Below are 22,904 nucleotides of genomic sequence, written 5' to 3' on the forward strand. Positions count from 1 at the left end.
ACGGCCCGCCCCGCCTACAAACGCCACCGGAACGCCTACAACGCCCCCGGTCGGCCTCACCCAGCACCAACGTAGAACGCGGAACGCGAGGGAACCGGTGAACGATCACGGTTCACCAGAACGAGTGCTGGAGGCCCTGGAGGCCGGTACCGGGGCGAGCGCAGCCACAGGGAACCGGAATCACCCTCGACTCTCCACGAGGTGTTCACCTTCCTTCGCCCTCTCGCTCAAGGTGACGCCAGAGTCCAGCGGTTGAGCGTTCCGCTCCCGTCGTCGTAGGTGAGCCAGGTCCCGTCGCCCAGCGGGCGTACGTCGCTGTCGACGGGGCCCGTCGGGTACGTGACCATCCCGCGTGTCCGCAGGGTGCGGGCGTCGAGCAGCCAGTGGCGTGCCCGCTCCGGGTCCTCGTCGGAGTCGGCCGTCGAGGCGATGACGGTGTCGGCGTCGACGAAGCCGCAGCCGTAGTCCCAGGAGGGCGGATCCTCCTCGTCGTCGGCCGGATCGGGCTCCCGCTCGGCGAGCACGGTGCCGTCCAGGGCGTGCAGTCGCAGGTCCGCTCCGTAGTGCTCGACCGTCAGGAAGCCGGGGTGTCCCGCGTGGACGTCCGTCAGGATGCGGTCCAGGCCCTCGTTCAGGCCCCGGGCGGTCAGCTTCTCGCCGTCCCAGCGCGCCCAGTGCAGCAGGATGCCGTCCTGACCCATGCCGATGCCCAACCCCATGTGGACACCGTCCGGGTGGGAGAGGTGGTTCGAACCGGCCGCCGCGCTGTCCAGGGGCAGCCACGCCAACTCCCGCCCGTCACGGGCGTCGAGGACGACCCAGCGCTCCTCCCAGCCTCCTGGCTCCGGCTCCGGCTCCGGCTCCGGCTCGGCCACGACATGCGCCCACACGAGCCGTCCGTCGTCCGAGATCCGGCAGGAGCCGTGCTCCGAACCACGGCACACCTCCTGCTCGTCCCCCGTGTGCGGGTGATCGAGCTCGGGACTCCAGCAGCCGTGCCGGTACTCCCACAGCGTCTCCCCGCCCGCGCTCACGGCCCGTACCGCGCGCTGTCCCGAGAACACCGCGAACGTGCCCTCGGGACTCACCGAGTGGACTCCGCGGTCCCATCCCGGCCAGGGAAAGGGGAAAACGGCCGCCGGCGCGCGCTCCCCCGCGAGCAGCTCGTGGAGGTCGTAGACCTCCAGCTCGTGCCCGTTCCGGAGGAGGGCGCGGCGCGAACCGTCTCCGCGGCTCTCCAGCGCGAAGCCGTGGACCAGCGCGCCTCCACCCGGCAGCCTCACCGAGTCGCGCAGTTGTGCGGTGATCGACATGGCCCGAAGGTAACGGACCCCGCTGACAACGCGGGGTGCCGCATGACCATCGGCGGACGGCGCTCTCAGGAGGCCGCCGCTCGCCGCCCACACCGGCCGCCCCGTCGCATACGGCTCCCCACCGTAGGCGCGTCGTACCTGTTCACCGGCGCGCGGCGGGCGGGACCGTGGGCCCATGGACATCCACCCCGCCGCGCCCACTCGGCGCGCCGAGACGCAGGTACCCGCGCGCGCCGAAGAGTTCGCCATGCAGTTCACCTCCACCCCGCGCGACGCCCGTCTGGCCCGGCACCTCGTGTCACACCGGCTCCACGAGTGGGGGCACCCGTACGGCACCCCCGTGAACGAGACCGTCACCCTCATCACGGCGGAGCTGACCACGAATGCCGTCACCCACGGCCGGGTCCCCGGCCGGGATTTCCACCTCCGGCTGTCGCTCGTGCCCGGCACCGTCACGGTGGAGGTGTCGGACACCCGCGCGGAGCGGAAGCCGCACCTCGATCCGGCGGCCGGCCCGTCCGAGGAGGAGTCCGGCCGGGTACTGCTCCTGGTCGACGCCCTCGCGAGCCGCTGGGGCGTCGTGCCCCGCCACACCGCCCCCGGCAAAGTGGTGTGGGCCGAGGTCGGCTGCTCGTCGATCCGTTGACCGCCCGGCAGGACGGCGGCCCCGACGTGTGTGATGCCGGGCATGCGCCCACGTCCCGGGGAAGGCACACCGTCCCGAAGTCGTGAGCACTTCGGCCGCTACCGCCCCGATGCCGCTCGTTTGAGCACTTGAGTGACACATACCCGCCGACTGCTCACGGTTTTCCACAAGGCACCCGCCTCCGCCGCCACGGCCCCGGGACCACAAGGGCCTCCCACACCGTCCGACGGAACGCCATCCGCATCAGGCCCCACCTACGCCGAGCCGACCAGCAGCACGGTCTACATCTCCAACCTCCCGACCGTCCGGCTCCGTTCGGAGCCCGGGCGGTTTCTCCTCGCGTGCGGTCAGGACCGGGGACGGTTGCGGCACAGACAGAACGGATGCCCGGCCGGGTCGGTGTAGACCTGCCAGCCGTAGCCGGACTCGCCGACGAAGCTCTTCTGGAAGGTGGCGCCCAGCTCGATCACCCTGCGCTGCTCGGGCTCGAACTCGTCCACCTCGAAGTCGAGGTGGAACTGCTGCGGATGCTCCTGGCCCGGCCAGCTGGGCCGCTGGTAGTTCTCCACCCGCTGGAACGGCAGCTCGACGCCGTCGTTGCGCAGGTTGACCCAGTCCTTGGTGCTGATGTCGGTGTTGATCTCCCAGCTCAGCAGCTCGGCGTAGAACTCGGCCAGCTTCCAGGGGTCTTCACCTGCTGGTCCTCGAAGTCGGTTAAGTGAGCGTAACCATGTGTGAGTGAGTGTCGTTGCCAGGGTGTGAATCTGACGGAATGGGCGAAGGCGCAGGGCGTGCATCCGCAGACCGCGTATCGCTGGTTCCGTGAGGGGACCCTGCCGGTACCGGCTCAGCGGGTCGGGCCACGCACGATCCTGGTGAACATCGACGCGAACACCACGCCCGAGGCCATCGGAGGTCTGGGCCTGTATGCCCGCGTGTCCTCGCACGGTCAGAGGACCGATCTGGAACGCCAGGTCGCTCGGCTGTCGGCGTGGGCGGCGAAGACCGGTCACCGAGTCGTTCGTGTTGAGGCGGAGATCGCTTCCGGGATGAACGGCTGCCGTTCCAAGGCCCGGCGTCTGCTGGCCGACCCGGACGTGACCTGCGTGGTGGTGGAGCACAAGGACCGGCTCGGCCGGATGAACGTCGAGCTTGTCGAGGCTGCCTTGTCCGCGACGGGCCGTCGCCTGCTGGTGCTGGACGACGGTGAGGTCGAAGACGACCTGGTGCGGGACATGGTGGAGGTGCTGACGTCGTTCTGTGCCCGGTTGTACGGGCGCAGGTCGGCAAAGAACCGCGCCCGCAAGGCACTGGAGGCCGCCGAACATGGCTGACCTCCGCCCGATCGCCGCGCCGTTCGTCGCTCTCGGCCCGTCCGGCGTGGCGGTTCGTGACCGCCTCAAGTACCTCACGCCCGAGGACGAGAAGGTGCTCAAGCTGGTGGGCGTGCACCTCGGATCGCTCGCGTCGAAAGACCTCAAAGCCCGCTGCATGGACGGACTTGAACACTCCACCGACACATGGGCGGCGCGGAAGCGGGAGCTGACGGCCCAGTCGTCCTCGCGGTGGGCGGGAAGTATCACCAAGGCCACACACGACCAATGGGCACTGGCCCGGCGCGGACAGACAGCGCACCTTCAGTCTCTCGAAGCCGACGTCCGGACAATCCGGCACCGCCTGTCGCTCCCGGTCGGCGAGAAGGGTGGCAAGCGCGTTCCGGGCGGCTACCGCTCCGCCCACGAATGGTTTCACAAGACGCGCCGCCTTCATGTCCTCGAAGACCGACTCGACAAGGTCCGCGCCGACCGTGACAACGGCGTCGTACACGTGACGCGGGGCGGCAAACGCCTGCTCGACACCCGCCACCACCTCGACGAGGCGCAGCTCACCGGGACCGAATGGCGCGAACGCTGGGAGGCGGAGCGCCGGTTCCTCGCCGCTGACGGGGAGTCCGGCAAAAGGTTCGGGAACGAGACGATCCGTATCTCGCCCGACGGCGAAGTGTCGATCAGGCTCCCGGCCCCGCTCGCCGGCCTGGCGAACGCCAGGCACGGCCGGTACGTACTCGCCGCGAAGGTGCGCTTCCCTCACCGGGGCGAGGAGTGGGCCGACCGTGTGGAAGCGAACCGGGCGGTTGCCTACCGCATCCACTACGACGTGCGGCGTGGGCGCTGGTATGTGACGGCCTCCTGGCAGATCCCGCCGACGAAGACCGTCCCGATGGAAGCAGCCCTCGCCCACGGCGTGATCGGTGTGGACACCAACGCCGATCACCTGGCCGCGTGGCGCCTCGATGCCCATGGGAACCCGATCGGCCGTCCCCGCCGGTTCGGCTACGAGCTGTCCGGCAGCGCGGACCATCGTGACGCCCAGGTGCGGCACGCCCTGTCGCGGCTACTGAACTGGGCGAAGTCCTGCGGTGTCACAGCCATCGCGGTCGAAGACCTCGACTTCACGGCGGAGAAGACCCGCGAGAAGCACGGCCGCCGACGCCGCTTCAGACAGATGATCTCGGGCATACCCACCGGCAGGCTGCGTGCCCGGCTGACCTCGATGGCCGACCAGACCGGCATCGCGATCATCGCCATCGATCCGGCGTACACCTCGAAGTGGGGCGCCCAACACTGGCAGAAGCCGATGGCCACCCTCACTCGTAAGACCACCCGTCACGATGCCGCGAGCATCGCGATCGGGCGACGCGCCCAAGGGCATCCGATCCGGCGACGGACGACACCGCCCCGTGCACACCAGAGCGATGCGCACGGGCATCGGACCGCCCAGGCCCGACCGGCGGTCCCTGGGCGTGAGGGACCCCGCCCCCGCATCCCCGGACCACGGACACGATCCGTGTCGCCGGACGCGGCGAGAACGCGGGCGACCAGGACACCCAAAACCGTTCGGGGTGTCCGCAGTGACCAGGTATGGGTCCAAGACTCACTCCTGCTCACTGATTAGGAACGGTCGGGGCAGTCGAGGATCACATCGGTGAACGTCAGCATCCGATCACCACAGGTCGCGGCACCGGACGCCCGCGACGCATTAGTCGGCGCACCCCAGGACTTGGCCGGCGACGCTCGGTCAGGCCAACAGGGCGTGTTTGCATGAGGGGTCGAATCCGCATGGCCGAACAGCGGCCTCGGCACACGCCCGTACCCGCAACTACGCAGCGGGTACGGGCGGGAGAACGTCGTGGCGGCGGGCCCGGTCGGCCCGGGGCGATACGGCTGAGGTGCTCCCAGGACCGGTACAGATCCGCTTGGGCCCGGTCCATCTCCAGGACGTGTTCGTCCACGCACTCCTCCGGCACCGCTCGGTACGTGATGACCAGCCTCGGGTTCGCAGAGGTCGCGGACGGGTCGAGCGCCTCCCGCCGCTCGCGCTCGTCCTCGGCGCGGACCTGCGCGATGTCGTCGGCGACCTCCTGACAGTCGACGACGTACGTGCCGGTCTACATCGGCTCCCCGGCGGGGGCTTCCGCGTGTCCCCAGCCCCTGCAGATATGTGTCGGTAGTAATTTGCCGCCCCAGCGGAGGCCCTTCACACCCGCAGCCTGACCAACCAGGCGAACCTCCCGGGTCAGGGCAGCAGGTAGTCCGATTTCTGGCCGGTCACGGACGCAGCGATGAGTTTTTCCGGCCTGGAGAGTCTCACCACCGTTGTCGACAACACAGGAGAAACACGTGGCTCAGCTTCTGAAAGTCCAGAACTTCACCGTCTCAAGTGACGGATACGGTGCCGGTGAGGACCAGAGCCTGGAGAGGCCGTTCGGCCACGCCGATCCCGGGGACATGTTCGCCTGGGCCGGCGCCACGGCGAGCTGGCCCGGGCGCACCGACCCGGGGGGCAGCCGCGGTCTCGACGACTACTTCACGCGGGACTTCGCCCACAACATCGGCGCCGAGATCATGGGCCGCAACAAGTTCGGGCCCCAGCGCGGGCCCTGGCAGGACCACGAGTGGCAGGGCTGGTGGGGGGACGAGCCCCCGTTCCGCACCCCGGTGTTCGTCATGACCCACCACAAGCGTCCGTCGTTCACGCTCTCCGACACCACGTTCCACTTCGTCGACGGCGACCCGGCCACGGTCCTCGAGCAGGCGCGGGAGGCGGCGCAGGGCAAGGACGTCCGACTCGGCGGCGGGGCCACCACCATCCGGCAGTTCCTCGACGCCGGCCTCGTCGACACCCTGCATGTGGCGGTCTCGTCGGTGAAGCTCGGTTCCGGGGCACGGCTCTGGGCGTCATCCGATGAGCTGCTGGACCGGTTCCACCTGGAGGTCGTGCCCAGCCCGAGCGGCGTGACACACCACCTGTTCTGGCGCAAGTGACACGAGGGCTCACTCGGGGATGTCAGCACGACCGATGCAGGCGTTTCGATCGAACGCCCGCATCCGACCCGCTCCGGCCCCCGAACGCGACCACCAACCCGGTGAACCTCCCCGGTCAGAGCACTGGACGGCTGTTTCGGCGGTGAGGCCGACGCGGGTGATCACGGTGCGGGCGGGCATCGGAGTTCCTTTCTCCCGGGGTCGGCCCGGTCTCCAACACGCCGGGCCGCCCTCACTCCCGGAGGAAGGGACGAGGGCACGACCGGCTCGCCCGGATCAGGGCTCGGTCACCTCACTGCAGGGACAGGCCCTCGGGTGAGGTGAGCCCCTCGGCGGGGTCGGCGCGGAAGGTCGCCGTCCATGCCTCGGGCGAACACGAAACACCGTTGGGGTGTTGCTCCGTCAGCCGTGCGCGGCGGCTGGCGTCCACGACGACCCGGTCGTCCCGCGCCGCCGTCACCTTCAGCCGCACCGGGACGGTGGCGGCGCCGATGTCGTCCGGAAGCCGGACCGACACCCCTGCGATCGGGTCGTCCGCGTCGCCGGACTTCTGCTCCTCGCACCTGTCGTCCACGCACACGCGGATCACCGCCGCGTCCGTGCCGCCGAAGTCGGCGGGCCGCCACACCACGGCGACCTCCGAGTCCATGTCCGCCTGGGTGCACGCGCCGTCCCGGCCGAAGACCGAGCAGCCGGTCAGAGCCGCCGCCGCACCAAGGGTGAGCAGGATGCGCCGCACGTCAGGACCTCGTCACGGTGCCGGGGAAGGCGGCGCGGTGTCCGTGTCCGTCTTCTGGGGCGGTACGGCGCCCGTCGCCCGTTTCGCGGCCTGGATCTGCTCGTAGACCCGCGTACGGAGTTCCGTGAAGCGCGGGTCGGCCCGGGTGTGCAGCTGGTCGCGTTCGGCCGGGAGGTCGATCGTCAGCTGTTCCTGGACCACCGTCGGGGACGAGGACAGGACGACGACCCGCTCGCCCAGGTAGACGGCCTCGTCGATGTCGTGGGTGACGAAGAGGACGGTCACCCCGAGCTCCTGCCACAGCCGCCGGATCAGGTCCTCGAGGTCGGCGCGGGTCTGGGCGTCGACGGCCGCGAACGGCTCGTCCATCAGCAGCACTTCGGGCTCGTGGGCGACGGCTCGCGCGATGGCGACGCGCTGCTGCATGCCGCCGGAGAGCTGCCAGGGGTACGCGCCCGCGGCGTCGCCGAGACCGACGGCGTGCAGGGCGTGCTCGACCAGCTCACGGCGGCGGGCCTTCGTCAGGTGCTTCTTCTGACGCAGCGGCAGCTCGACGTTGTCGCGCACCCGCAGCCACGGGAAGAGGCTGCGGCCGTACTCCTGGAACACGACGGCCATGCCGGGCGGCGGGCCGGTGATGCGGTCGCCCTGCAGCAGGACTTCCCCGGAGGTGGGTTCGAGCAGGCCGGCGATGCACTTGAGGAGCGTCGTCTTGCCGCAGCCGGACGGGCCGACGAGGCAGACCAGTTCGCCGGCGTCGAGGGAGAAGGTGAGGTCGCGCACCGCCTCGACGTGCCGGCCGTGTCCCTCGTAGACCTTCCGCAGGCCTCTTACGTCGAGCATGTGCTGTCCCTTTCCGGCTTTCACGCCGCTTTCCTTGCTCATGACGCCCTCCGGGACCGGCGCAGGCCGTGGTACCAGGCCAGGGCCCGGCGTTCGACCATCTGGAACACCAGGGCGAGCAGCACGCCGAGCAGTCCGAGCAGCAGGATGCCGCTCCACATGCCCGGGATGGCGAAGCTGCGCTGGAACTGGACGACGGCGAAGCCGAGTCCGTTGCTGGCCGCGAACATCTCGCTGATGACCATCAGGATGACGCCGATCGACAGCGCCTGCCGCAGGCCCGCGAAGATCTGCGGGCTGGCGGAGCGCAGTATCAGGTGGCCGAGGCGCGCGCGGCCCTCGATGCCGTAGGACCGGGCGGTGTCGGCCAGCACGCTGTCGATGGCCCGTACGCCCTCGACGGTGTTGAGCAGCACCGGCCAGACGCATCCGGAGACGATGACGACGATCTTCATGGTGTCGCCGATCCCGGCGAAGAGCATGATGACGGGCACCAGGACGGGCGGCGGCACGGCGCGCAGGAACTCCAGCACCGGTTCGGTGGTGGCCCGTACGCGCGGGAAGGAACCGATGACGATGCCGAGTGCCACGCCGAGGACGGCCGCGCCGGCGTAGCCGAGGAGCAGCCGGGTGATGCTGGGCACCACGTCGGCGGCGATGCGCTCGGCGGTCCACACCTCGCGCCCGGTCTCCAGGATGGTGCTCAGCGGCGGCCAGTAGACGTCGGTGCTGCCGGCGGAGGCGAACCACCAGGCGGTCGCGAGGAGGACGGGCAGGCCGAAGGCGAGCAGCAGCCGCAGGGCCGCGGTGCGCAGGGTCGGGCGTTTCATGTGGTCACCTCGCCCCGGACGGACTGGTGCCAGGCCAGCGAGCGGCGCTCGACGGCACGTGCGCCCAGGTTGATCAGGACGCCGATCAGTCCGGTGACGGCGACCAGCGCGTACATGTCGGGGACGGCGTGGGAGGTCTGCGCGACGGCGATGCGGGAGCCCAGACCGGGCGTGCCGATGATGAGTTCGGCGGTGATCGCGAGTACGAGGGCGACGGCCGCCGCGAGCCGGACGCCGGTCATGACGTACGGCAGGGCGGTCGGCCACAGCACGTGGCGGATCCGGGCCCAGGTCCCCAGGCCGTAGGAACGGGCGGTCTCCTCCGCGACGGGGTCCAGGTCCTGGACTCCGTAGAGGACCTGGACGAGGACCTGCCAGAAGGCGGCGTAGACGACCAGCAGCAGCGTGGAGCGCAGGTCGGTGCCGAAGAGCAGGACGGCGAGGGGGATCAGCGCCACCGAGGGGATCGGCCGCAGGAACTCGACGGTGCTGGCCGTCGCCTCGCGCAGATACGGGACCACGGTGATCAGCACGCCGGCGGCGATGCCCGCGACGGTGGCGATGAGCAGTCCGAGCGCCCAGCCGGTGAGGGTGTCGCCGAGCGCCGTCCAGAAGGCGGCGTCGGAGACCTCCTCCGCGAGGGCGGCGGCGATCGTGCTGGTGGGCGGCAGGTAGTCGGGGGACACGAGGCCGAGCCGGGGCACCGCCTCGACCAGCGCGAGGAAGCCGCCGAGGCCGGCGAGGCCCAGGAGGGCGTTGCCCGGCCCCGGGCGGCGGGCGCCCGGGGCGTCGGTCTTCACGGCTGTCCGTGTCACGGCTGTCTGTGTCACGGCAGCAGCTTGTCCAGGTCGGGAGCCTTCTCGAACAGGCCGTCCTTCTGGCCGAGTTCGCCCAGCCGCTCGAGGGAGGCGCGGTTCGGCTCCTCGGGCCAGCTGGGGAGCGTCATGGCCTTCAGCGTCTTCTCGGGGATCTTGGTGTAGGTGGAGAGGATCTCGCGGACCTCGTCGGGGTGGTTGTTGGCGTAGGCGAGGGATTCGCGGGTCGCCTCGGCGAACTTCTTCACCAGCTCCGGGTCCTGCTGGGCCACCTTGTCGGAGGTGAAGTAGAGGGCGACGGTGAGTTCGGGCGAGATGTCGACGAAGTTGGAGGCGACGACCCGGCCGCCCTCGCCCTTGACGACGGCGAGCGACGGCTCGACGACCCAGGCGGCGTCGACCTGTCCGGCCTGCAGCGCGGCGGGCATCTGGTCGAAGGCGAGCTCCACGAACTGGACCTTCTCGGGGTCGCCGCCGGCCTTGCGCACGGATTCCCGTACGGAGGTGTCGCCGATGTTCTTCAGCGTGTTGACCGCGACCTTCTTGCCGACCAGGTCCTTCGCCGACTTGATCGGGCTGTCGCCCTTGACGACGACGCCGCCGAAGTCGGCGCCCTCCTTCCCGGTCGAGGCCACGCCGTTGGCGACGCCCCGCACCGGCACGTTCTGGCTCTGGGCGATCAGGAGCGAGGTGGTGTTGCTGAACCCGAACTGGAACTGTCCGCTGGCCACGCCCGGCACGATCGCGGCGCCGCCCTGGCCGGACTCCAGCGTGAGGTCGAGACCGCGCTTCTTGTAGAAGCCCTGCTTCTCACCGAGGTAGATCGGGGCCACGTCGACGATGGGAATCACGCCGACCTTCACGGCGGTGGTGCCGTCGGACGACTTGCCGGAGGACCCGGATTCGGACGAACCACAAGCGGTCGCGGTGAGCGTGAGCAGAGCGACGGCAGCGACTCCGGCTGACAGACGACGCACAAGGCCTCCCCAAAAGATGCACTTCTCGATGTGTGCGCAGACATGTGTGCGCGGACCGAACGAAAGTTCTTGCCGGGAACCTATGGTTCACCCCAGGGAGGGTCAACCCCTTGACAAGGGCAACTTTCAACAACTTTGAACCGCCGTCCGGCGCCAGTTGACGGCCACCGGCCGCCGCCATACCGTTCTGCCACCGCACCGATGTTCGGCATGCAAACGGGGGAGGTCGCCGATGGGTGGTCAGGAACGGGAAGCGCATTTCGTGCAGTCCCTGGAGCGCGGACTCGCCGTCATCCGCGCCTTCGACGGCGAGCGTCGCGAACTGACCCTCAGCGACGTCGCCCGCATCTGCGACCTGACCCGCGCGGCCGCCCGGCGCTTTCTGCTCACCCTCGCCGACCTCGGCTACGTCACCACCGACGGGAGGCTGTTCCGCCTCACCCCACGCGTCCTGGAACTCGGCTACGCGTATCTCGCCGGCTCCTCGCTGCCCGACATCGCCGAGCCCCACCTCGAGGAACTGGTCGCCGAGGTCCGCGAGTCCTCCTCCCTCTGCGTGCTCGACGGCGACGACATCGTCTACGTCAGCCGCGTGCCCACCACGCGCATCATGACCGCCACCATCACCGTCGGCACCCGCTTCCCCGCCCATGTCACCTCGGTCGGGCGGGTGTTGCTCGCCCATCTCCCGGACGAGCAGCTCGACCAGCACCTCGCCAGGTGCGAGCTGCGCCCGCTGACCCCCCGCACCATCGTCTCCCCGCCGCAGCTGCGCGCCGAACTCCAGCGGGTCCGCAAGCAGGGGTACGCCATCATGGACCAGGAGCTCGAGGTGGGTCTGCGCACCGTGGCCGCCCCGGTCCGCGACGGGGAGGGCACCGTCGTCGCCGCCGTCAACATCCCCGTGCACGCGAGCCGCAACTCCGTCGACTCGGTACGCCGCGACCTGCTGCCCGCACTCCTGGCGACCGTGGCCCGGATCGAGGCCGACCTGCACGTGGTCAGGCGCTGACGTTCCACACGGGTCCACGCGGGCAGTTCGACGGTCGCGTCCGTCAACGCGTGTGCATCGGCGGGGCGTCGAGACCAGTGCCGGGGGCACCACCGGGCCGGCTGGTCCCGGCTGTTCGCCACCCTGCTCGCCGCCTGAACCCGACATCGCACCGACAAGATGATTGCAGTGTGCACATTCTCACGTAGCGAGACGCCCGGGTGGCGGTAGCGTGCCGGGCAGCAGCTGACGTGACGACGGTTCCGGCCGCCCACGACGCCCGTGTCACCGAAGGAGAAGCGTCCCTTGCCCACTCCCACCGCACCCCGGGGCAGTTACTTCGAGCCCATCGACGACCACCGCTACAAGCCGACGACACACGCGGGCGGGGCCTGGGACCCGGACGAACAGCACTTCAGCCCGCTGGGCGGACTCGTGGTCCACGCCATCGACCGCCACCGGGCCGCCGGACCGGACAACGCTCTGGTGCTCTCCCGGATCAGCTACGACATCCTCGGCCGCCTCGCCCTCGACGAGTGCGAGATACAGGTGGAGACCATCCGTCCCGGGCGGACCATCGAACTCCTCGAAGCGGTCGTACGGATCGCCGGTCGCCCGGTCGTCCGGGCCCGCGCCTGGCTCCTGGCCGGCCTCGACACCACCGCGGTCGCGGGCAGCCCCGTCGACCGCCTCACCCCGCCCGAGTCGCTCACCACGTGGCCGATGGCCGACGTCTGGTCCGGCGGTTACGTCGCCTCCCTGGACGTCCGCCCGGTCGCACCGCCCCAGCCGGGGCGTACGACCGCCTGGCTCTCCACGCCCCTCGACCTGGTCGCCGGTGAGCCCGTCAGCCCCCTCGCGTCGTATCTCGCCCTCGTCGACACCGCCAACGGCATAGCCGTCCGGCAGCCGCCCACGGTGTGGATGTTCCCCAACGTGGATCTGACCATCCACCTCCACCGCCAACCACGAGGCATCTGGACCGGGCTGGACACCACGGTCAGCTTCGGCCCCTCCGGACAGGGCCTCACCAGCACGGTCCTGCACGACGTCGACGGCCCGGTCGGCCAGGCCCAGCAGATCCTCACGGTCCGGCCCCAGCCGGGGGCATGAGGATCTGCCGCATACGCGGGGAAGGCCGACGCGAAGATCACCGCACCGATGGGCGCTGGTGTGTGGCCCAGTGTTCGGCGGCGGTGATGCCGAGCAGCACGACGTCGTGGTGGCTGCCGGCGAAGAATTCATGCTGGCGAAGCCGCCCCTCCTCGACGAAGCCCAGCCTGCGGTAGAGGGCGAGGGAGGCGTCGTTGAAGGCGTGGACCTCCACCTCGCACTTGTTGTAGCGCTGTTCGGCGAACATGTAGGTGAGGATGAGTTCGGTTGCCTCGGCCGCGTATCCCATGCGGCGGTGCTCGCGGCTGATCTCGATACCCGTCTTGAATCGTCCCGCACGGCTGTCGGTCTCTCCGACTGTGACAGACCCTGCGAACGCGTGGTCGGCCAGCACCTCGACCACCAGGCGGAACGCGTCACCCCCCGGCGGACGCCCAGCCCGCTCAGCGGTCCAGGAACGGAAACTCTCAGCAGAACGCGGAGGCTCGACCAGGTCGGCGTCGCGGACATCGAAGGTGTTCCGGGTCAAGTCACGGAAGCCCTCCCAGTCTTCGGGCTCGACACCTCGCAGGCGCACCTTCTCACCGGTCCACATGTCGCCCATAACGCCTACCACTTCACTGTCGATTGCAGGTGCTGACGGCCATGCGCTTCAACTTCGCCGTGTCGGGCCCCCTTCGAACACCGGGGAACACAACCCGCCGCGCACCCCGAGTCCGCTGATTTTCCACACCGCGGGTGCTCCCTTCACCACCGCCGCCCGCGGCAGGGCGCGCCACAGGACTGTGGCACGGCGGCCGGAGACCACCGTGCCACAGGCGCCGGTCAGCCCGTGCTGCAGGAGACCGTCGGCCAGGTCCAGTTGCCGTTGGTCTGGATGGTGACACCCCAGTTGTTGCCGCTGCCGTTGGGCCGGGCGGTCAGCACCTGCGCGCTGGGATAGCTCGCGCTGACGTTCCAGGTGGACAGCACCTTCGCCGGCGACGGCACGTTCATCGTCACCGTCCAGTCGCTGGACCCGGTGACGGAGACGTTGAGGTTGTACCGGTCGCTCCACTGCTGACCGGCCGACAACGTCGCGGCACAACCACCGCCACCACCACCGCCACCACCGCCGGATCCGTCGGGAGCGACCGCGCGGCCGGTCTGCGGCGAGATCATGCCGGAGCACAAGCCCTTGCCCGCCAGGGTCTGCGCGATGCGCGGGACGGCCGCGAGCGTGTTGGCGGGCCAGTCGTGCATGAGGATGACCTGCCCGTTGCCCAGCCGGGAGACAGCCTGCACGATCGCGTCGGTACTGGCGCCGTTCCAGTCCTGTGAGTCGACGTCCCAGATCACCTCGGTCAGCCCGTACTTGGCCTGGACCGACCGCAGCGTGGAGTTGGTCTCGCCGTACGGCGGGCGGAACAGCTTGGGCGTACCACCGCCCGCGCTCGCGATGGCCTGCTGGGTCCGGGAGATCTCCGAGTCCATCTGCGACTGGCTCTGCTGGGTCATGTGCGGATGGGTGTAGCTGTGGTTGCCGACCCACATGCCGGCGTCGACCTGGGCCCGGACCAGGGACGGGTACTGGGCCGCGTACTGGCCCTGGTTGAACATGGTGGCCCGCAGCCCGTTCTGCTTCAGCGCGTTGAGCAGGGCCTGCGTGTTGCCGCTGGACGGGCCGTCGTCGAAGGTGAGTCCGACATAGCCGTTGCAGGCGGCGGCCTGTGCCGGAGCGGCGTCGGCGACGACGGTGCCCGCCGCGGCCAGCGCGGCGACGGCCATCCCGGTGACCAGGGAACGTAAGGACGAACGGAGTCTGGTGCGCATACGAGTGGGTCCTCCTCACTCCTCGTGTCCGGTTCAGCCCGTGCTGCAGGAGACCGTCGGCCAGGTCCAGTTGCCGTTGGTCTGGATGGTGGCGCCCCAGTTGTTGCCGCTGCCGTTGGGCCGGGCGGTCAGCACCTGCGCGCTGGGATAGCTCGCGCTGACGTTCCAGGTGGACAGCACCTTCGCCGGCGACGGCACGTTCATCGTCACCGTCCAGTCGCTGGACCCGGTGACGGAGACGTTGAGGTTGTACCGGTCGCTCCACTGCTGACCGGCCGACAACGTCGCGGCACAACCACCGCCACCACCACCGCCACCACCGCCGGATCCCGTGCCGCCGACCGTGATGTTGGAGCTGCCGCTGCTCTGGTACCCCTCGGTCGCCATGATCATGTAGTTGAAGGTGCCCAGGTTCATGCCGTTCCGGGCCCATGCGTCGAAGTGGTTGCCGGTGGTGATGGTGCCGCCCGTCCGCTTCGACTGCCGGACGCTCCAGTACTGCTGGAAGGTCCTGGTGCCCTCGATGGAGGGGGCGTTGTAGCGGGTCGTCTCGTAGATGTCGTACGTGCCGCCGTCACTGGTGACGGTGCCCTTGAACGTCCCCGTGGGCCGGTAGGTGCCCCAGTTGTCGACGATGTAGTACTCCACGAGCGGGTTGGTCGACCATCCGTAGAGGGTCAGGTACGCGTTGCCCGACGGGTTGAAGGTGCCCGAGTAGGTCACGCTCCGGCGCCCGCCGGTGCTCCAGCCCTTGCCGGCGACGAAGTTGCCGGTGTTGCGCCACGAGGTGCTGTACTGACCGCCGGACCCCATGTTCATGGAGACGGTGCCCTGGCTGTCGGTCCAGAACGAGTAGTGGTAGCCGTTGTCGGTGCCGGTCTGGTTCGTCGTGACGACCGTGTCGGCGTGGGCGGTGCCCGGCAGCAGCATCGCGGCCAGAGCGGCCAGCGCGATGGCCCACGCACTTCTGACGAGCAGCGGGACGGGATCGCCTCTGCGGCGCCTCGGTTGGGCGAGCACGTTCATGGGGGGGTTTCCTCTCCTGGAGGTTCCACGACGGCGCCAGTGTTGGCCTGCACGCGTCAGACGTCAATACTTTCGGTCATCATTTCGAAACCTTCGACATCCACTCGGACCCGCAAATGGCGAGGAACGGCCAGCTCAGGCATGCATTCATACCAAAGTCAGCACTTGTACAAAAGGGCTTTCAATATCTAGATCAGAAATGCCGAGACACCAAATCGAAAGTTTCGAACCCTTCGGAGGGGCAGGTCCGCCGACGGAAGGTTCACGAGACTCCCCTCTTGGTCCGCTCGTAGAAGGAGCAGGCAGGGCGGTTCGGCGGTCGGGGTCCACGCGGTGGCCGTCCCCGTCTCCCGGGCGGAGTCCCCCAGGAGATCGCGGAACCGGACCAGACCGGTACCAGGGCGCCCCGGGCGCGCCGGGTACGGTCCGAGGACGCCGTACGAAGGAGACCGACCGTGGCTGAGTACCTGACCGTTCTGACCACGACCGACACCGCCGAGAAGGCCGAGGCCCTGGCCGCCGGCGCGGTGGAGGCCGAGGTGGCGGCCTGCGCGCAGATCGACGGGCCGATCACCAGCGTGTACCGGTGGGAGGGCACGGTACGGACGGACCGGGAATGGCGCGTGCTGTACAAGACGACCGCCGAGCGGTACCCGGAACTGGAGGCACACATCAAGCAGGCGCACGACTACGACACCCCGGAGATCATCGCCACCCCGGTCACGCACGGCAGTGACGCCTACCTCTCCTGGGTGAGCCAGGAGACGGCCAGACGCTGACCAGGAAGCCATTCCGACAGAAAAGCAGCATTCACGACAATCCGGCCGTGACGGCCTGAGTCGGCACCCCGGCCCGGACCGCCACCGGACAGGAGCCGGTGCCCCAACGGGTTTTCGGATGAGGGCAAACCGGCATGCAGGTTGAAGGAGGGTCCCATATCGCATCATCATGAGCACCATGAGTCTCGCCTCCACCTCCTTCGACGTGCCTGCCACGGACGATTACGCCCACGACTGGGCACTGGTCGATGTGGAGACCTCAGGGCTCACGGCCCGGCGCGACCGAGTGCTGTCCGTCGCGGTGATCACCATCGGTCCGGACGGTGAGCAGACCGGAGAGTTCTCGACACTGCTCAACCCGGGGTGCGATCCCGGGCCGGTGAATGTGCACGGGCTGACCGCCGAGCGGCTGCAGGACGCACCGACCTTCGACCTGGTCGCCGGGCAGATCGGCGCGATGCTCCAGGACCGGGTCCTGGTCGCTCACAACGCCCAGTTCGATTACGACTTCCTGGCCCATGAGTTCGCCCGTGCGCGGATGTGGCTGCCGGTGTCGCAGCGGCTCTGCACCCTGGCCCTGAACCGCCAGGTCGATCCACCGACGGACGACATGAAGCTCGGCACCCTCGCCGCCCACTACGGCGTCCCCCAGCAGCGTGCTCACGATGCGCTGGACGACACCCGTGTCCTGGCCGGGATCCTGCGAGCGTCCCTGCGCGAGGCAGCCCGGCTCGATCTCCCCTTGCCGCTGGTGACCTGCCCGCCCCGGGCAGAGTCCCGGTTCACTCCGAAGCCGCCCAAGGCTCCCTGCGCCTACCGCAATCCGGGACGGCTGACCCCCGGCGGGCCGCTCCGGCAGGGGATGAAGGTCGCGATCACCGGTGAGACCGCCCATGCCCGGGCGGAGTTGGTCGGGCGGGCGGTTGCCGCCGGACTGAACATGATGACCTCCGTCAGCCGGCACACCAGCGTGCTGGTCACCAACGAAGCAACGTCCGGCTCGGCAAAAGCCCGACGCGCACACGCCGAAGGCGTGCCGGTCATCGACGAGCACACCTTCCTCCAGCTTCTGGCCGCCGTACAGCCGGGGACGGCACACGAGGCGACAGCCGCCGCGGCCGCCCGGACGGCTGAGCCCGAAGCAGCCAGGCCCCTGGAGCCCACGTCCACCACCACTGCCGTACCCGCTCCGGAAGCATCAGCCCTCCCCCCGCCTGCCCCGAGTACGGCAGTACCCGCTCCGCGTCGACCGGCGTCCTCGGACAGCAGCCCGAACAAACCTCTGGCAGGGCGCCGGGTGCTGGTACTCGGTGGGATCCACGCAGCTGCCGCGGCAGCCCGCACCCGGGTCGTCGAGCAGGGCGGGTCCGCGGCGGTCAACCTCTCCGCCAGCGTCACCGACGTCGTGCTCCTGCCGGGAGGGGAGGCTGACCGGCGGATGAACCGCATCACCGCCCTTCAACTCCCCGTGCACGACCCGCACTGGCTCACCGCTCCGACCACCACCGTTCGCAACGCGACGGCTCTGCGGCCCCAGGAACCACACGTGGTGCCGAGGGGCGGCGTCATCGACCTCCCCGTGCCACCTGGCGCACCCGCGCCCGAGTGGCACGTCACCGCCGGCTGGGTTCCGCAGGCCGACTGTGAGATCGACGTCGTCGCCTTCCTCCTCGACGAGGACGAGCAGGTCACCTCCGACGAGGACTTCATCTTCTACGGGGCTCCGGAGAACCCCGCCGGGACGGCGCGGCTGCTGACCGGAGGCCCTGCCGAACAGACCATCGCCCTCGACCTGGCGTCCCTGGCGCCTGCGACGCGCAGAGTCGTCGTCGCTGCGGCCATCGACGGCACCACCACCTTCAAGACGGTCGGTGCGATCCAGATCGGTGCGGCCCCCGGCAGCAGCGGGGGGTCTCTCGCCCGGGCCACCCTGGACGCCGCCACCACCGAACGCACCATGCTGCTCGCGGAGATCTACCGCAGAGGTCCGGTCTGGCGCCTACGCGCCGTCGGCCAGGGCTACGACCACGGCCTCGACGCCCTGGCACGTGGATACGGAGTCGACATCGCCGACTGAACGACGTGCCGTGACTGATGACCGATCGACATCCGCTTTTCCGTGGACGAGGCGGATGGAGTCACCCGCCGGACCTCGTCGTCGAGTTCAGGCGTGTTCCCATCACGCCCATGCCTGTCCCAAGTACAGCCAAGGCGTGCCCCAGGCACACCCAGGACACGCCCATTGCTGTCAACCTGCACAGCCGCCGATCGGCCGCCTCAGCCCGCCAGCAGCGCCTTCGCCGCAGTGATCACCGGCAGGCCCACCTCACCGACCAGTGCCGCGATGCCGGAGATGCGCTGCACCAGGCCACGTCGGCGCTCCGGCGACGTCTCCTCGGCGATCGAGTCGGCCGCCGCCTCCACCTCTGCCCGGTCGTTCTCGTCCAGGTGCGGGAGCAGCTTCTCGATCTCCCGCAGGAGGGCCTCCACCGCTGGCCCTCCTGCGGTCGCGCCGACGGTCTTGCCGCCGGCCACGATGTCACCGGAACCGGTGTGCTCGGCCTTGCCGATGCTGCCCGCGCCGTACTGCTGAATGTGGTCGCCGCTCATGATGTCCCGATGCTCCCGCTGCCGCTGTGCTGGGCCTTGCCGATGCTGCCCGTGCCGTACTGCTGGATGAGGTCGCCCTGCACCGCGTGTGCCACGTTGATGACCGTCTGCGCGACGTCGGGGTTGCCGATCGCCTTGGTGACCTCGTGGACCAGCTGCTGGATCTCCTCCTGCCGCGTGGACCAGATGGCCTCATGCTGGGTGCCGGAGGTGTTGAGGACCAGGCCGTACACCGGGGGCTTCTGCAGGGCCGAGACCAACTTCCAGATCAGAAGCGCCTCGACGACGAGGAAGACGACCGTTCCCACGGTGTCGGCCGCAGCAGCGAAAATGCCGCCCAGGATGAACCAGCCGATGCTCCGAAGGATGAACTTCTTCCATGCGGCCCCCTTGTCGACGGTCATTCGTCTCTGGCCGACATGGGAGATGTTGCGCAGCGGATACGCTTCGCCACCCACCCACAACACACCTTCATTGATTGCTACTTGGGCCACCAAAGGACCCTCCTGTCCACTACCGGGCACCGAGGTATGGAGCGTAACGAAGCCGATGCGGAAACGCGACGGAAATCAGCCCTCCAACTTCCCGTGGATCCGCCCCGGCCGGCCGGAGAACAGGTACTGCTCCCACACCGTCCTGCCCGGAGCGCCGGGCCGTGGGCGCCAGTCCCAGCTCGCCGCCAGACGCGAGACGAGCAGCAGTTCCCGGCCACCGGACTCCTCGGCGCCCGCGGCCTCCGGGCCGACGGCGGGGCGTTGGGGCACCCGTTCGGCACGGGCGTCGGAGACCTCGACGTGGACGGTACGGCCGTCGGCCGGGGCGTGCACCCGCAGGTGGAAGTCCCGGCCGGGGACATGCCCGTGCACCACCGCGTTGGCGGTCAGCTCCGCGACGACCAGCACGATCGCGTCGTGGGCGTCGGTGCCGTACGGGATGCCCCAGGCGTTCAGCCGGACGGCCGTCAGGCGACGGGCGAGGCGGGCTCCGCGCGGTGTGGAGGTGAAACGCATCGCGAAGGTGTGGTGCACGTCCGGGACTCCAAGGCCACCGCCGGGCCCGTCCTCACGGTGACGCGTGACGCGTGGACGGGGTTCGTCGGGTCGGCCCTGCCGGAGCGGAGCGTCTGAGGCACGTACGGTCGCGAGGGCCCTGCCGGTTCCTTCGGGTCGGCAGGGCCCTCACGTGCGCCAGGTGCCTGACCGGCTTCCAGCCCCTGCCCGGGTCTCACCCCGGATGGCTCACGGCCTTCGGGACGGTGTCCACGGGCCCTGCCGGGTCCGCCGGAACCGGCGAGGGCCCGCCGGGCCGCGGGGGTGGGAGGGGGTGGCCGACAGCGGCGGGTTCATCGCCCGGCCGGCGCTCGGACGCGGGCAGCGGGACCGTCGGCGCCGTAGGCGTCCGCTCCCAGCTGTCGTCCAGGAGCGTGGGCGTGCAGCCGCCGGGGCCGTCCGCCCCCTCGACGACCCACTCGATGTCCTCCGTGTTCACGAGGCCGTAGAAGCCCGGGTCGTCCTCCGCCCAGGGGGCGTCCGGCGCCTCGCCCTCGTCGACCGCCTTCTGCGCCAGCTCCCGTACGACGGGGTCGGCACGGCCCTTGAGCGCCTCGGGGGGCAGCTTCGGCGTCAGGTCGGTGGCGGCGACCCGCTCCCGGAGCTGCTCCGCAGCCTGTTCGAGGGTCAGGCCGGCGTCGGTGAGCAGGGTGGACAGGCTCTCCCGCACCCCGTCGAGATGCGGACGCCGGAGCGGTTCGGCGACGATCACCCGGCCCAGCAGCGGCAGAAAGGCCGGATCGACGCCTTCCCACGTCGGGGGCACCATCAACGGCATGTAGGGATACGGCGCCCGGCCCGTCAGCGCGAAGAAGAGGGTGGCGCCCAGGGCGTACACGTCGGCGGGGGCCTCGACGTGCTTGCTGTCGCGCAGTTGCTCGACGGGCATGTAGGGGCGCGTGCCCAGGCGGTCCCCGGTCCGGGTGAGCGCCTGGCTTGACTGGCGCTCGGCCAGCACCGCCAGGCCGAAGTCCAGCACCACCGGCCCGTCCGGGCCGAGCACGACGTTGCTCGGCTTGAGGTCGCGGTGCAGCAGCTTCGTCCCGTGAATGGCGGCCAACGCGTCCACGAGGGCCAGCCCGAGCGCCGCGCACGGCCCGACGGGAAGGGGTCCGGACTCCTTCACCAGGGTGTGCAGCGACGGTCCGGCGATGTAGTCCATGGCGAACCACGGCTCACCGGCCTCCGGGTCCGCCGCGCGCAGCGCCGGGACCCGGTCCCCGGCCACCGCGCGGATGGCGTCGATCTCCCGCGCGAACCGCTCGCGGGCCTGCGGCTGGCCCAGCAGGGACGGCTGGATCATCTTGACCACGACGAGCCGCGACGGGTCGGCCACCTCGTCACGGCCACGATCATGATCGGGCTCGATCAGCCGGTAGGCCGCGACCATCTCGTCGGAGAGGCCCTCCAGCGGGATTTCGCGCGCCAGATAGGCGACGCCCATGCCACCCGCGCCAAGCCGGGCGAGCAGTTCGAACGGTCCCACCACACGCGGGTCCGTATTGGTGTCCAGCGGCTTCATCGGCGCTCTCGTATCCCCACACTCTCGTCACGGTCCTCCCCCGGCCACACCGGCGCACCACAGTCTACGGACTGTGACCGGATGAACACGGACGGCTCGACCGGGCAGCCGAAAGCTTGAAGCGGCCGTGTTCCAGAAGCCGTTGAGGGGCGCACGAGCTCAACGGCTCGCGCACCCCTCGCGTTCGGACCGCGGGGCCCGCGGGACTCGATCCCCTGCCCCCGACCTCGACAGCCCTCGGCCGGAACGCCGGAAGGCGTCAGAAGACGTCAGAAGACGACGACCGGCTTGACCGCCGCCCCACTGGCCGAGTCGGCGAACGCCTCGTTGATCGCCTTGAGTTCGTAGGTCTGCACGAGCTCGTCGAAGGGGAATCGGCCCTGCTGCCACAGCTCGACGAGGCGGGGGATGAAGACCTGCGGGACCGCGCTGCCCTCGATGACGGTCTTGAACGTCCAGCCCTTCAGGAGGGATTCGCCGATCTCGAAGGGAACCGTCGTACCGGCCGCCGCGGCTCCGACGAGCACGATGGTGCCCCGGATCGCCAGGGCGTCCAGCGCCTGGGTCAGCAGAGCCGGTACGGCGGTGGTGTCCACGACGTAGTCCACGCCCTTGCCGCCGGTAATCCTCTTCAGCTCGGACACGACGTCGGCGCTGCCGGAATTGACGGTGTGGGTGGCGCCGATCCGCCGGGCCAGGTCCAGCCGGGAGTCGTGCAGGTCCACGGCGACGATCGTGGTGCAGCCGGCGACCTTGGCCGCCATGACGGCCGCCGAGCCCACCGCTCCGGCCCCGAAGACCACCAGGGACGTGCCCGCGGCAGGCTGCAGCTCGTTGAGCACCGCTCCGGCACCGGTCTGCAGGCCGCAGCCCAGCGGGCCGAGTTTCTCCAGCGGTACGTCGGCCGGAACCTTGACCACGCTGCGCTCCACGACGTTGGCGTAGGTCGCGAAGGAGGACTGGCCGAAGAAGTGGGAGGACACCTGCTCCCCGTTCACGGACAGGGAGGTGGTGCCGTCGGAACGCCGGCCGCCGAAGCACTGCTCGTAGGCGTTCTCGCAGTAGGTCGGGTTCCCGCTCATGCACTGCGCGCAGACTCCGCAGGACGCGGCCGACAGGACCACGTGATCCCCGGGCGCCACACTGGTGACCGCGCTGCCGACCGCCTCCACGACGCCGGATCCCTCGTGGCCGAGGACGGCGGGCAGCGGGGTCGGGTACACCTGGTCCCGCACGATCGCGTCCGTGTGGCACACACCGGTGGCGACCATGCGGACCCGGACCTCGCCCGGTCGAAGGTCGTCCAGTTCGAGTTCCTCGATCGTCAGCGGCTTCGACTCGCCCCGGGCGACAGCGGCGGTGACGTTCATGGCACAAACCATCCTTTCGCTCCTGCGTCGTGCGGATAGTTGAACCGTAAACTACTTTGCGGGTAAACGCTAACCGGGGTTCAGGGGGGTGTCCGAGCAGGGGCGACCGCCACGGTGTTCCGTTTCCTGAACGGATGACGGTGG

General features: G+C 69.8%; 23 protein-coding genes and 1 pseudogene. 9 read left to right on the plus strand and 15 right to left on the minus strand.

What is annotated here, in order from left to right:
- Positions 1 to 227: 227 nt before the first annotated feature.
- Positions 228 to 1,313 (minus strand): hypothetical protein, encoded by a 1,086-nt coding sequence (locus tag ACVW19_RS09375; RefSeq protein ID WP_457458324.1) that lies wholly within the window; start codon positions 1,311 to 1,313, stop codon positions 228 to 230.
- Between the two features lie 175 nt (positions 1,314 to 1,488).
- Here ACVW19_RS09375 and ACVW19_RS09380 point away from each other — a divergent pair, with 175 nt between their 5' ends.
- The gene (locus tag ACVW19_RS09380; protein ID WP_457458326.1) at positions 1,489 to 1,959 is read left to right on the plus strand and encodes an ATP-binding protein; all 471 of its coding nucleotides are present in this window, start codon (positions 1,489 to 1,491) and stop codon (positions 1,957 to 1,959) included.
- 347 nt (positions 1,960 to 2,306) lie between these two features.
- Here ACVW19_RS09380 and ACVW19_RS09385 read toward each other — a convergent pair whose 3' ends face one another.
- Complete coding sequence (locus ACVW19_RS09385; RefSeq protein ID WP_457458328.1) at positions 2,307 to 2,756, minus strand: VOC family protein; 450 nt, start codon at positions 2,754 to 2,756, stop codon at positions 2,307 to 2,309.
- Here ACVW19_RS09385 and ACVW19_RS09390 point away from each other — a divergent pair.
- The 3 genes from ACVW19_RS09390 (at position 2,718) to ACVW19_RS09400 (ending at position 6,284) form a co-directional block, all read left to right on the plus strand.
- A complete protein-coding gene (locus ACVW19_RS09390) occupies positions 2,718 to 3,293 on the plus strand; it encodes an IS607 family transposase (RefSeq protein ID WP_452986005.1) in 576 nt (191 codons plus the stop codon). The two genes, ACVW19_RS09385 and ACVW19_RS09390, sit on opposite strands and share 39 nt — an antisense overlap.
- Positions 3,286 to 4,914 (plus strand): IS200/IS605 family accessory protein TnpB-related protein, encoded by a 1,629-nt coding sequence (locus ACVW19_RS09395; protein ID WP_457458330.1) that lies wholly within the window; start codon positions 3,286 to 3,288, stop codon positions 4,912 to 4,914. Before ACVW19_RS09390 ends, ACVW19_RS09395 begins: the two co-directional genes overlap by 8 nt.
- A gap of 725 nt (positions 4,915 to 5,639) precedes the next feature.
- Positions 5,640 to 6,284 carry a dihydrofolate reductase family protein gene (locus ACVW19_RS09400; RefSeq protein ID WP_457458332.1) on the plus strand — a complete coding sequence of 215 codons (645 nt, stop codon included), beginning with the start codon at positions 5,640 to 5,642 and terminating at the stop codon, positions 6,282 to 6,284.
- A 292-nt stretch (positions 6,285 to 6,576) separates the two neighbouring features.
- On the opposite strand, the gene ACVW19_RS09405 is transcribed toward ACVW19_RS09400, so the two are convergent.
- The 5 genes from ACVW19_RS09405 to ACVW19_RS09425 are packed head-to-tail and all read right to left on the minus strand — an operon-like array spanning position 6,577 to position 10,488.
- On the minus strand, positions 6,577 to 7,023 hold the full coding sequence (locus ACVW19_RS09405; protein ID WP_457458334.1) for a lipoprotein: 447 nt from the start codon (positions 7,021 to 7,023) through the stop codon (positions 6,577 to 6,579).
- 12 nt (positions 7,024 to 7,035) lie between these two features.
- Entirely contained in the window at positions 7,036 to 7,866 is an 831-nt protein-coding gene (locus tag ACVW19_RS09410; RefSeq protein ID WP_457464504.1) for an ABC transporter ATP-binding protein, read from the minus strand.
- A gap of 38 nt (positions 7,867 to 7,904) precedes the next feature.
- On the minus strand, positions 7,905 to 8,696 hold the full coding sequence (locus ACVW19_RS09415; protein WP_457458336.1) for an ABC transporter permease: 792 nt from the start codon (positions 8,694 to 8,696) through the stop codon (positions 7,905 to 7,907).
- The gene (locus ACVW19_RS09420) at positions 8,693 to 9,496 is read right to left on the minus strand and encodes an ABC transporter permease (RefSeq protein WP_457464505.1); all 804 of its coding nucleotides are present in this window, start codon (positions 9,494 to 9,496) and stop codon (positions 8,693 to 8,695) included. Before ACVW19_RS09420 ends, ACVW19_RS09415 begins: the two co-directional genes overlap by 4 nt.
- A 26-nt stretch (positions 9,497 to 9,522) precedes the next feature.
- Positions 9,523 to 10,488, minus strand: a complete 966-nt coding sequence (locus ACVW19_RS09425) for an ABC transporter substrate-binding protein (RefSeq protein WP_457458338.1) — start codon at positions 10,486 to 10,488, stop codon at positions 9,523 to 9,525.
- A 232-nt stretch (positions 10,489 to 10,720) separates the two neighbouring features.
- Here ACVW19_RS09425 and ACVW19_RS09430 point away from each other — a divergent pair, with 232 nt between their 5' ends.
- Positions 10,721 to 11,500, plus strand: coding sequence for an IclR family transcriptional regulator domain-containing protein (locus tag ACVW19_RS09430; protein ID WP_457458340.1), 780 nt, complete (start codon positions 10,721 to 10,723; stop codon positions 11,498 to 11,500).
- 285 nt (positions 11,501 to 11,785) lie between these two features.
- Positions 11,786 to 12,592 carry a thioesterase family protein gene (locus tag ACVW19_RS09435; RefSeq protein ID WP_457458342.1) on the plus strand — a complete coding sequence of 269 codons (807 nt, stop codon included), beginning with the start codon at positions 11,786 to 11,788 and terminating at the stop codon, positions 12,590 to 12,592.
- Positions 12,593 to 12,629: 37 nt separating this feature from the next.
- Here the strand turns inward: ACVW19_RS09435 and ACVW19_RS09440 are convergent, their stop codons facing one another.
- The 3 genes from ACVW19_RS09440 to ACVW19_RS09450 all read right to left on the minus strand — a co-directional run bounded on the left by ACVW19_RS09440 (position 12,630) and on the right by ACVW19_RS09450 (position 15,430).
- Complete coding sequence (locus ACVW19_RS09440; protein WP_457458344.1) at positions 12,630 to 13,196, minus strand: GNAT family N-acetyltransferase; 567 nt, start codon at positions 13,194 to 13,196, stop codon at positions 12,630 to 12,632.
- Between the two features lie 221 nt (positions 13,197 to 13,417).
- Positions 13,418 to 14,404 carry a polysaccharide deacetylase family protein gene (locus ACVW19_RS09445; protein ID WP_457458346.1) on the minus strand — a complete coding sequence of 329 codons (987 nt, stop codon included), beginning with the start codon at positions 14,402 to 14,404 and terminating at the stop codon, positions 13,418 to 13,420.
- Between the two features lie 33 nt (positions 14,405 to 14,437).
- Entirely contained in the window at positions 14,438 to 15,430 is a 993-nt protein-coding gene (locus tag ACVW19_RS09450) for a glycoside hydrolase family 11 protein (RefSeq protein WP_457458347.1), read from the minus strand.
- Positions 15,431 to 15,885: 455 nt separating this feature from the next.
- Between ACVW19_RS09450 and cutA the strand changes: the two genes are divergently transcribed.
- On the plus strand, positions 15,886 to 16,209 hold the full coding sequence (cutA, locus tag ACVW19_RS09455) for a divalent-cation tolerance protein CutA (protein ID WP_457458348.1): 324 nt from the start codon (positions 15,886 to 15,888) through the stop codon (positions 16,207 to 16,209).
- A gap of 178 nt (positions 16,210 to 16,387) precedes the next feature.
- The gene (locus tag ACVW19_RS09460; RefSeq protein WP_457464507.1) at positions 16,388 to 18,286 is read left to right on the plus strand and encodes a DEDDh family exonuclease; all 1,899 of its coding nucleotides are present in this window, start codon (positions 16,388 to 16,390) and stop codon (positions 18,284 to 18,286) included.
- A 200-nt stretch (positions 18,287 to 18,486) separates the two neighbouring features.
- On the opposite strand, the gene ACVW19_RS09465 is transcribed toward ACVW19_RS09460, so the two are convergent.
- The 3 genes from ACVW19_RS09465 to ACVW19_RS09475 are packed head-to-tail and all read right to left on the minus strand — an operon-like array spanning position 18,487 to position 19,847.
- Positions 18,487 to 18,819, minus strand: a complete 333-nt coding sequence (locus ACVW19_RS09465; RefSeq protein WP_457458349.1) for a hypothetical protein — start codon at positions 18,817 to 18,819, stop codon at positions 18,487 to 18,489.
- On the minus strand, positions 18,816 to 19,343 hold the full coding sequence (locus ACVW19_RS09470; protein WP_457458351.1) for a DUF6232 family protein: 528 nt from the start codon (positions 19,341 to 19,343) through the stop codon (positions 18,816 to 18,818). The genes ACVW19_RS09465 and ACVW19_RS09470 overlap by 4 nt, the downstream gene beginning before the upstream one ends.
- 45 nt (positions 19,344 to 19,388) lie before the next feature.
- Complete coding sequence (locus tag ACVW19_RS09475; RefSeq protein WP_457458353.1) at positions 19,389 to 19,847, minus strand: ATP-binding protein; 459 nt, start codon at positions 19,845 to 19,847, stop codon at positions 19,389 to 19,391.
- Between ACVW19_RS09475 and ACVW19_RS09480 the strand changes: the two are divergent.
- Positions 19,836 to 19,946 (plus strand): annotated as a pseudogene (locus ACVW19_RS09480) (DUF397 domain-containing protein); the annotation flags it as partial. The gene ACVW19_RS09475 and the pseudogene ACVW19_RS09480 overlap by 12 nt on opposite strands.
- A gap of 97 nt (positions 19,947 to 20,043) precedes the next feature.
- On the opposite strand, the gene ACVW19_RS09485 reads toward ACVW19_RS09480, so the two are convergent.
- Together ACVW19_RS09485 and ACVW19_RS09490 are read right to left on the minus strand one after the other, a co-directional pair.
- A complete protein-coding gene (locus ACVW19_RS09485; protein ID WP_457458355.1) occupies positions 20,044 to 21,390 on the minus strand; it encodes a serine/threonine-protein kinase in 1,347 nt (448 codons plus the stop codon).
- Between the two features lie 269 nt (positions 21,391 to 21,659).
- Positions 21,660 to 22,760 (minus strand): NAD(P)-dependent alcohol dehydrogenase, encoded by a 1,101-nt coding sequence (locus ACVW19_RS09490; RefSeq protein ID WP_457458357.1) that lies wholly within the window; start codon positions 22,758 to 22,760, stop codon positions 21,660 to 21,662.
- Positions 22,761 to 22,904 lie beyond the last annotated feature (144 nt).

Source organism: Streptomyces sp. TE5632, from assembly GCF_054061295.1.